We start from the raw sequence: 9,254 nt of genomic DNA, 5'->3' as shown, positions 1-9,254 counted from the left end.
CCCCCCCCCCCCCCCCCCCCCCCCCCCCCCCCCCCCCCCCCCCCCCCCCCCCCCCCCCCCCCGCTCCCACAGGGATTTGTGCTTGTTTGAGGATTTTCTGTGCGCTCATTGTTCTGGCGTATTCTGGCCAGCTTCTGGTTGGCCATCGCTCTAGTTGCAGGGCTTTCCATTCTGCTCGGGCACATGCTCAACCAGGACGCGTGGATTCTCAGTCGCCACCCTGGCCTCAACACCTTGGCCGAACAGTGGACGCAAACCTACGAAAGCCAGGGAGAAGAAGCCGCCCAGGACATTCTGGAACAGCGCAAGCGTCAGTATCACATCAACGTTCAAGTGCTCAACGAGGCAGGTGACCCGGTGGTACGCGGTACCTTTCCACGGCGGGCGGCGGCCTTCGAAGCACGACAGAACAACGATGATCGACGCCTGCCATGGCGGCGTCTGACCGATGAATACACCAGCGCCAAGACAGGCGACACCTATCTGCTGATCTATCGCGTCCCGCACCCGGAACTGGACGCCTGGCACCGCGAAAGCCTGCTCTGGCCGTTAAGTGCACTGGGCATCGCACTGGTGGTGTTGACTCTGTTCAGCTTGCTGGTGACCTTTTCCATCACGCGACCACTGAGCCGTTTACGAAGCGCCGTGCATGACCTGGGGCAGACAACATATCAACAAAACAGCCTGGCGAAACTGGCCAACCGCCGCGATGAATTCGGTGTGCTGGCCAACGACTTCAATCGCATGGGCGCACGCCTGCAAAGCCTGATCGGCAGCCAGCGGCAATTACTGCGGGACGTGTCTCACGAATTACGCTCACCCTTGGCCCGACTGCGCATTGCCTTGGCACTGGCCGAGCGGGCCAACCCTGAGGAGCGGGAAAAACTCTGGCCACGCCTGACCCGTGAATGCGATCGACTGGAAGCGTTGATCAGCGAAATCCTGGTACTGGCGCGCGTCGATGCCGACAACGCCAGTGCCGAAGAAGTCGATCTAAACGCGCTGCTCACTACCCTGCAAAAAGACGCTCAGTTGGGTTCGCCCGAGCAGAACGTGCACCTTGAAGTCGAGCCGCAACTGAACCTCAAAGGCTGGCCGACCATGATCGAGCGCGCCGTGGACAACCTGCTACGCAATGCCCAGCGCTTTAACCCGGTCGGGCAACCGATCGAAATGCAGGCATTGCGTCAGGGCGACAGGATTGTGGTCAGCGTGCGCGATCACGGCCCTGGCGTCGAGGCCGAGCACTTGAATCAGTTGGCTGAACCCTTCTATCGGGCGCCGGGGCAGACAGCGGCCGGGCATGGCCTCGGGCTGGCCATTGCGCGTCGTGCGGCGGAGCGCCATGGCGGCAGTCTGGTGCTGGCCAATCACCCGGAGGGCGGGTTCATTGCCAGCCTGGAATTGCCGTTGGTGCCGGGGGCGGTGGTTCAACCCTGAACCCTGTGGGAGCGGGCTTGCCCGCGATGGCGGCGGCACATTCAACATCTCAGTGCCTGACACTCCGCTATCGCGGGCAAGCCCGCTCCCACAGGGGAATCGTTTCCTCAGTTACTACCGGACCAAGCGCTGACAAACTCGGCCAAATCGACCTTCTCCGCCACCCGCGGTTCTTTCTGCGGCGTGCCCAGGTAAAGAAACGCAATCACCTCTTCCCCTTCCGCCAATCCCAAACCTTTGGCCACATGCGCCGAATAAGCCAGCTCACCAGTGCGCCACACCGCGCCAATGCCTTGCGCATAGGCCGCCAGCAAAATCCCGTGAGCGGCACAACCGGCCGCCAACAGTTGCTCGGACTTGGGATACTTGGCGTGTTCCTGTAAACGCGCAATCACCACAACCACCAGCGGCGCACGCAACGGACCGTTGCGCGCCTTGTCCAGCAAGGCCTCGGACACATCACTGTCTTGCAGCTTCGCCGCTTCGGCCAGCAACTCACCCATTTGCTCGCGTGCCGCGCCTTCGACTGTCAGGAAACGCCAAGGCTGCAAATGGCCATGGTCTGGCGCGCGCATCGCGGCGGCAAACAGCACTTCGCGCTGCTCGGCAGTGGGTGCCGGATCAAGCAGTCGTGGGACGGAAACACGGTTGAGCAAAGCGTCGAGAGCCTGCATCGGCCACCTCCTGTAGAAAATGTTTGGCTATTCTAGCGTCAACTGTCGCGACGGCGTCGGTTTACATGCCCTGCCCCGCAGGTAGAATGGCGCCCTTCTTACTATCAGCCCGAGCGGACTTCATGGCGTTGCCGACCTTACGGATCATTGGTTTCATCATCGGCATCTTCCTGATCACGCTGGCCATCGCCATGGTTATACCCATGGCCACCCTGGTGATCTTCGAACGCACCAGCGACCTGCCGTCGTTCCTTTGGGCCAGCATGATTACCTTTGTAGCAGGCCTGGCCCTGGTGATACCCGGGCGCCCCGAGCACATCCATCTGCGTCCGCGAGACATGTACCTGCTGACCGTCAGTAGCTGGCTGGTGGTGTGCATCTTCGCCGCCCTGCCGTTCCTGCTGACCCAGAACATCAGCTACACCGACTCGTTCTTCGAAAGCATGTCCGGCATCACCGCCACCGGAGCGACGGTACTCACGGGCCTGGACAACATGTCTCCCGGTATCCTGATGTGGCGTTCATTACTGCACTGGATTGGTGGCATCGGTTTTATCGGCATGGCGGTAGCGATTCTGCCCTTGTTGCGCATCGGTGGCATGCGGCTGTTTCAGACCGAGTCGTCGGACCGTTCCGAAAAAGTCATGCCCCGTTCGCACATGGTGGCGCGTTTGATCGTTGCGGCCTACGTCGGCATCACCATTTTCGGCAGCCTGGCGTTCTGGTGGGCCGGGATGAGCCTGTTCGACGCCATCAACCATGCGATGTCAGCGATTTCCACCGGTGGTTTCTCGACCTCCGACCAGTCTTTGGCCAAGTGGCCGGAGCCTGCTGTGCATTGGGTCGCGATCGTCATCATGATTCTCGGTGCCCTGCCGTTCACCCTGTATGTCGCCACGTTACGCGGTAACCGTCGGGCACTGATCAAGGATGAACAGGTTCAAGGGCTGCTCGGTATGTTGCTGGTGACCTGGCTGGTGCTCGGCACCTGGTACTGGTGGACTACCCAGCTGCATTGGCTGGAAGCCTTGCGGCATGTGGCGCTGAACGTGACGTCGGTAGTGACCACCACCGGTTTTGCACTGGGGGATTACAGCCTCTGGGGCAACTTCTCACTGATGCTGTTCTTTTATCTGGGGTTTGTTGGTGGCTGCTCGGGTTCGACCGCTGGCGGGATCAAGATTTTCCGCTTCCAGGTTGCCTACATCCTGCTCAAGGCCAACCTTAACCAGTTGATACACCCGCGCGCGGTGATCAAGCAGAAATACAACGGCCACCGTCTCGACGAAGAGATCGTGCGCTCGATCCTGACCTTTTCGTTCTTCTTCGCCATCACCATTTGCGTTATCGCACTGCTGCTGTCGCTACTGGGCGTGGACTGGATGACAGCGCTGACCGGCGCGGCCGCCACGGTGTCTGGCGTAGGCCCGGGGCTTGGCGAAACGATTGGCCCGGCGGGTAACTTTGCCAGCCTGCCGGATGCCGCGAAGTGGATTCTCTCGTTCGGCATGCTGCTGGGCCGGCTGGAGATCATTACGGTGTTTGTCCTGTGTATCCCGGCATTCTGGCGTCACTAATCCGCATGGGCGCTTCCATCAGCCGCGTCCGGTATTCGCCGGGCGTGGAATCGAACCAGCGTCGGAAGGCGCGGAAGAAGTTGCTCGGATCGGCAAACCCCAGCAGGTAGGCAATTTCCAGCAGGGTCATGTTCGGTTGCGCCAGGTATTGCTCGGCCAGTTCACGCCGGGTGTCATCCAGCAAGGTCTGAAAACTCGTGCCCTCTTCCTGCAGGCGACGCTGCAAGGTGCGTTGCGACAAGTGCAGCGTCTGGGCCACCGTATCACGCTTGGGTTCACCCTGAGGCAGCAGACGGCATAACACCTGCCGTGCCTTGTGGGTCACGCGGCTCTCGGAAAACCGCGCCAGATACTCGCCGGCAAACCGGTCGTGCAGCCGCGCCATGGCCTCGTTGGCGGTGGGCAGCGGTGCCTCCATGTCGGCGCGCTCGAAGATCAAGGCGTCATAAGGCGCGTTGAACATCAACGGGGCGTGGAAAGCTTGTTTATAGGGTTCAAGATCAACGGGGTTATCACCTTGCAGCAAGACTTTGCGCGGCTGGAGTGTACGGCCGGTCAACCAGCCGCAGAGTGCCAGGGCACAGGCCAGTGATGCTTCGGCACTCTGACGGGTGGGCGGCAGATGATCGCCATGCACCGTCAGAATCAGCGCATAACCCTCATCCAGCAATCGGAAACTCAAGTCGGCACTTTCAGCGATGATGCGCTGATAACGCACCAGACGTTGAAAGCCTTCAGCCAGGGTCTGGCTGGACATCAAGGCATAACCGGCGACATGGAAGGACGCCGGTCGCACCACCTTGCCCATGTTCAGGCCGATCGCCGGGTTGCCGGACAGCTCGACCGCGCGCTGCCAGAGCCGCGTCATGGAATCTTGCGGGAAGCGCGCATCCGGGTCATCCAGTGCCGCATAGTCGAGCCCTAGCTGCTTGAACAGAACCCGGCAATCCAGGCCGTCCATTTCCAGTGCTTTGACAATCCCCATCGCCCAGCTTGCAGAAGTCGTTCGTTCGCTCATGGCGTTTACTACGTGATGGCCGCATGCCACGACCCAATACCCAAGGATACTAAAGTGGCGCCTATTGTCACTGGCTGATGCCAATGATCACTCTAGACTTAAATAAGCTACCCGCAGAACAACTTGTCGCGTGCACAGCCACCACAGAGATCGCAGTCGTGGAAAACATCAAGCGTTTCAATAGTTTCGCTGAGTTTTACCCGTATTACCTCAGCGAACATCGCAATAGCACCTGTCGACGATTGCACTTTGTCGGCACCTCTCTGGTTATTTTCATTCTGGCGCTGACCATCGGCAACGGCGCCTGGTGGATGTTGCTGGTCCTGCCGCTGGCCGGTTATAGCTTCGCCTGGGTCGGGCATTTCTACTTCGAGAAGAATCGCCCTGCCACCTTTCAGCATCCCCTTTACAGCCTGCTCGGCGATTTCGTCATGTACCGCGACATGATTCTGGGTCGCGTGCCGTTCTAGGCTCCCTGGGCCACTAAAGCGTCTTGTGTAGCCAATGCAGCGTTGGATCCAAGTCCTACACTCAACACATCCCTTTCGATCAGAACAAGAGGATAGCCGATGAATGCCCATGCCCGTTTTACCCATATGCAGGACGGCACGCAGGAAGACTGGGCGATCATCGCCGCAGATTTCAGCGCCTATGCCCGGCAATTGCCCAAACGGATCGTGGCGCACCTGAAGTTACTGGAGGGGGATTTCGGCGGTTTCCCGGTGGATCGTCTGACCCACTCCCTGCAAACCGCCAGCCGCGCCTGGCGCGATGGTCGCGACGAAGAATACGTGGTCTGCGCCCTGCTCCATGACATCGGCGACACACTGGGCTCCTACAATCACCCGGACATCGCCGCGGCGATCCTCAAGCCGTTCGTCAGCGCCGAGAACCTGTGGATGGTGGAGAAGCATGGGATTTTCCAGGGTTATTACTTCTTTCATCACCTGGGCATGGATCGGCATTTGCGTGAGCAATTCAGCGGTCATCCGCAGTATCAGGCGACCATCGAATTTTGCGCCCGGTACGATGCGGCGGCGTTTGATCCGGCGTACGACACGTTGCCGCTGAGCTTCTTCGAACCGATGGTGGAGCGGCTGTTTGCGCAGCCGAAGAACTCGATTTACAAAGCGGCGATGGAAGAGTATTCGCCGGCCTGATAGGTCTCAGGAGACCGCTTCGCGGTCCATCGCGGGCTTGCCCGCGATGGGGTCGGCCAATACAACTGATTTTTAAGCCGGCTCTGCGACTTTAATGGCCTTCAACTCGGCCTCCCGCGCCTGGGCATCGGCCAATCGATACAACTCGATCGAACCGTCCCAATGCTCGATCAGTGCCGTGCACGACTCCACCCAATCCCCGCAATTGAGGTAATCCACCTCGCCGACCTTGCGAATCTCGGCATGGTGAATGTGCCCGCACACCACCCCGTGCAACTCGCGTTTGACGCATTCGTGGGCGATGGCTTCTTCAAAATCGCTGATGAAGCTGACGGCTGTCTTGACCTTGTGCTTGAGGTACGCCGACAGCGACCAGTAGCCGTAGCCATAACGGGCACGCCAATGGTTGAGCCAGCGGTTGAGTGTAAGGGTGAATTCGTAGGCCGAGTCGCCGAGAAACGCCAGCCAGCGATGGTAGCGGGTGATCACGTCGAACTGGTCGCCGTGAATCACCAGCAGATGACGGCCATCGGCGGTCACGTGCACGGCTTCGTCCACCAGCTGGATATTGCCCAGCATCAGCTTCGAATAACGGCGCAGGAATTCGTCATGGTTGCCGGTGACGTAGATCACTTCCGTGCCACGCTTGCTCATGGTCAGCAGGCGACGAATCACATTGGTATGCGCTTGCGGCCAATACATGCCGCTGCGCAGTTTCCAGCCGTCGATGATGTCGCCGACCAGGTAGATCTTGTCCGCGTGGTAGCCCTTGAGAAATTGCGACAGGTGTTCGGCCTGGCAGTCCCGGGTGCCCAAATGCACATCGGAAATCCACAAGGTCCGCACACGTTGCTTACGGCTGGGTTTGGCGAGCTCGGCGCTGGTCATGGGCAACCCTCAGGACAAGTTTTGGCAAGCTTGCGCCGGTCGAGTGAATTGCCCATGACAGTGGCAAGTCAATCTTGTGACAGCGCGAGTCGGGCCGCCCCCGGTGTAGACTGGCGACCAGCACAGGAGACCTGCGATGAGACCGATCCTCACGCTACGCCAGTACACCCACGACCTGATCGTCCACAGCCACGACCACGCGCAACTGGTGTTCGGGTTGTCGGGCGCGCTGGACTTCGAGGTCGAAGGGCATGGCAGTCAGGTGGTGCAACAGAGTTTCGTGGTGGTGCCGTCGGGGGCGCATCATGCCTGCGACAGCGCCCATGGCAGTCGTTGCCTGGTGCTGGATGTGCCGAGCGACCAGTGGGTTTCGCAGTCCCTTGGCGATCACGCCGAAGCCAGCCGCCGCTTGCTCGACAATGCCGGGCGCCTGTCGCTGGACGCCGGGCAAAGCCAACTGGTGAGTTGGCTGGCAGGCAGTCAGATCAGTGATCCGCTGATCGCCCAGCAAGGCGCGGTGCTGTTGCTGGCCAGCCTGAACAACACCAAACCCGACAGCGTGGGCGGTCGGCGCCTGCCCTATGCGGCGCTGAATGCACACATCGATCAATACGCGGCCTATCCACTGCAAGTCGCCGATCTGGCGCGCATTGCCGGCCTGTCCAGCGCTCGGCTGCATGCGCGGTTCGTGGCGGAATGTGGGCAAACGCCGATGGACTACATTCGCAGTCGTCGGCTGCACATTGCCGTTGGCTTGTTGCGGGATTCGGCGCTGCCCATTGGCGAGATTGCCTGTCGGGTCGGCTACAGCTCGCAGAGTGCATTCGCCGCGGCAGTGTTGCGTGAGTTCGGTGCCTCACCCGGTAAATTGCGCCGCGAGGCTGGCGACAAATGACGCGAGTCTGGCGACAGACATAACCAAGCGTTACGCGATTAAATGTAGCAGCTGGCGAAGCCTGCGTTCGAGCGCGAAGCGGTCGCAATCGGGACAATGTGGTGTGCCTGACACTCCGCGTGCACTGGTTTTACGACCGCTTCGCGCTCGAACGCAGGCTTCGCCAGCTGCTACAGGAGGCTGCGATCTTTTCGGGATCGACGAAGATCAAGATCAAAAGATCGCAGCCTTCGGCAGCTCCTACAGGGGCCGATGGTGTCGGCCGGATTCGATTCGTTTATCAAGGATTGCAATGACTCCCCGTACCGCCCTTGGCGCTCTGCATATCGGTGCACTGATGTTCGGCCTGACCGGCGTATTCGGCAAACTCGCCGCCGCTTCGCCGGCCATCATCGTGTTCGGCCGTGCCGCGTTTGCTGTCCTCGCCCTGGCGTTTTTCGCACGGTTCGCAAGCGGTACCCGTTGGCAGAAACTCGACGCCGTGGACCTGCGTCGACTGCTGCTCAGTGGCTTGCTGCTGATGGGGCACTGGGTGAGTTTCTTCATCGCGGTGAAGGTGGCCGGGGTGGCGATCGCGACCCTGGGATTTGCCAGTTTCCCGGCGTTTACCGTGGTCCTCGAAGGGTTGATCTTCCGCGAGCGCATCCGCGCCAACGAAATCCTGCTGGTGGTGCTGGTTAGTATTGGATTGGTGCTGGTCACGCCGGATTTCGATCTGGCCAGCGGCGCCACCACTGGCCTGTTGTGGGCGGTGGCTTCCGGCTTGTTGTTCGCCCTGCTGTCCCTGACCAACCGCGCCAGCTCCGGACGAATTCCGCCGGTGCAGGCTGCACTGTGTCAGAACGTGGTGGTTGCGATCTGCCTGCTGCCAGTGGCGGTGCCGCAGTTAAGTGAAGTACGCGCCATCGACTGGCTGTGGATCGGCCTGCTCGGGGTGTTCTGCACCGGCGTCGCCCACAGCCTGTTCGTCGCCAGCCTGGCGGTGATCAAAGCCCGGACCGCGTCAGTGGTGTTTGCTCTGGAGCCGGTTTACGGCATCACCCTGGCCTGGCTGCTGTTCGATGAAAACCCGACGCTGCGCATGCTGATCGGCGGCGCGCTGATCATCGTGGCCATCGTGGTCTCGAGCCGGTTGTCCGGCAGTTCAAGCAAGAGCGCCGTGGCGGCGCAAGCCCCGTCTCACTGAGTGCGGTCGTTGTGGCCCAGGTCGCGGTCCGGATCGATCTGATCGCGGACCCGCTGCTTGAGCACCTTGGCCTCGGGAAAACCACCGTCGGCCTTGCGCTCCCAGAGCTGCACATCGTCACAGAAAATGTGAAAAACCCCGCCAGTGCCGGGCACCAGAGACACTTTGCCCAGGTCATCGCCGAAGGTACTGAGCAGTTCCTGGGCCAGCCAGGCAGCGCGCAACAGCCATTGGCATTGCGTGCAATAGGTGATGACGATTTCCGGTTTACGTGCGGTCATGATTGGCAAAACTCCTGGGCCTGGGGGCGTCGCCATGATAACCGCCTTGCCCCTGATGCTGTAGGAGCGGGGGGGGGGGGGGGGGGGGGGGGGGGGGGGGGGGGGGGGGGGGGGGGGGGGGGGGGGGGGGGGGGG

10 protein-coding genes are annotated in these 9,254 nt (G+C 60.8%); 6 read left to right on the top strand and 4 right to left on the bottom strand.

The genetic code is table 11. From position 1 onward, the window contains the following. Positions 1-99 precede the first annotated feature (99 nt). Positions 100-1,440, top strand: a complete 1,341-nt coding sequence (locus tag AC1RQB_RS27950) for a sensor histidine kinase (protein ID WP_492571765.1) — start codon at positions 100-102, stop codon at positions 1,438-1,440. Positions 1,441-1,547: 107 nt separating this feature from the next. Here the strand turns inward: AC1RQB_RS27950 and AC1RQB_RS27945 are convergent, their stop codons facing one another. Continuing rightward, a complete protein-coding gene (locus AC1RQB_RS27945; protein ID WP_063342881.1) occupies positions 1,548-2,114 on the bottom strand; it encodes an NAD(P)H nitroreductase in 567 nt (188 codons plus the stop codon). A 122-nt stretch (positions 2,115-2,236) separates the two neighbouring features. On the opposite strand from AC1RQB_RS27945, the gene AC1RQB_RS27940 reads away from it, so the two are divergent. Beyond that, positions 2,237-3,691, top strand: coding sequence for a TrkH family potassium uptake protein (locus AC1RQB_RS27940; RefSeq protein ID WP_063342880.1), 1,455 nt, complete (start codon positions 2,237-2,239; stop codon positions 3,689-3,691). Here the strand turns inward: AC1RQB_RS27940 and AC1RQB_RS27935 are convergent. Further along, on the bottom strand, positions 3,648-4,709 hold the full coding sequence (locus AC1RQB_RS27935) for an AraC family transcriptional regulator (protein WP_198537211.1): 1,062 nt from the start codon (positions 4,707-4,709) through the stop codon (positions 3,648-3,650). The two genes, AC1RQB_RS27940 and AC1RQB_RS27935, sit on opposite strands and share 44 nt — an antisense overlap. Before the next feature lie 158 nt (positions 4,710-4,867). On the opposite strand from AC1RQB_RS27935, the gene AC1RQB_RS27930 reads away from it, so the two are divergent. Together AC1RQB_RS27930 and AC1RQB_RS27925 are read left to right on the top strand one after the other, a co-directional pair. Continuing rightward, positions 4,868-5,179: an Mpo1-like protein gene (locus tag AC1RQB_RS27930; RefSeq protein WP_008074911.1), complete on the top strand. Its 312-nt coding sequence runs from the start codon at positions 4,868-4,870 to the stop codon at positions 5,177-5,179. A gap of 99 nt (positions 5,180-5,278) precedes the next feature. Next, positions 5,279-5,869 carry an HD domain-containing protein gene (locus tag AC1RQB_RS27925; RefSeq protein WP_063342879.1) on the top strand — a complete coding sequence of 197 codons (591 nt, stop codon included), beginning with the start codon at positions 5,279-5,281 and terminating at the stop codon, positions 5,867-5,869. 72 nt (positions 5,870-5,941) lie between these two features. On the opposite strand, the gene AC1RQB_RS27920 is transcribed toward AC1RQB_RS27925, so the two are convergent. Next, on the bottom strand, positions 5,942-6,757 hold the full coding sequence (locus tag AC1RQB_RS27920) for a UDP-2,3-diacylglucosamine diphosphatase (protein WP_063342878.1): 816 nt from the start codon (positions 6,755-6,757) through the stop codon (positions 5,942-5,944). Between the two features lie 136 nt (positions 6,758-6,893). On the opposite strand from AC1RQB_RS27920, the gene AC1RQB_RS27915 reads away from it, so the two are divergent. Then, positions 6,894-7,652 (top strand): helix-turn-helix transcriptional regulator, encoded by a 759-nt coding sequence (locus AC1RQB_RS27915; RefSeq protein WP_008074917.1) that lies wholly within the window; start codon positions 6,894-6,896, stop codon positions 7,650-7,652. Positions 7,653-7,944: 292 nt separating this feature from the next. Further along, on the top strand, positions 7,945-8,838 hold the full coding sequence (locus AC1RQB_RS27910; protein WP_063342877.1) for a DMT family transporter: 894 nt from the start codon (positions 7,945-7,947) through the stop codon (positions 8,836-8,838). Here AC1RQB_RS27910 and AC1RQB_RS27905 read toward each other — a convergent pair. Continuing rightward, positions 8,832-9,119 carry an Rdx family protein gene (locus AC1RQB_RS27905; RefSeq protein WP_007895010.1) on the bottom strand — a complete coding sequence of 96 codons (288 nt, stop codon included), beginning with the start codon at positions 9,117-9,119 and terminating at the stop codon, positions 8,832-8,834. The genes AC1RQB_RS27910 and AC1RQB_RS27905 overlap by 7 nt on opposite strands. Positions 9,120-9,254: the final 135 nt, after the last annotated feature.

The sequence above is a fragment of the Pseudomonas sp. GW822-FHT02E03 genome (assembly GCF_058802325.1).
This window is presented reverse-complemented; position numbering and strand designations above follow the sequence as displayed.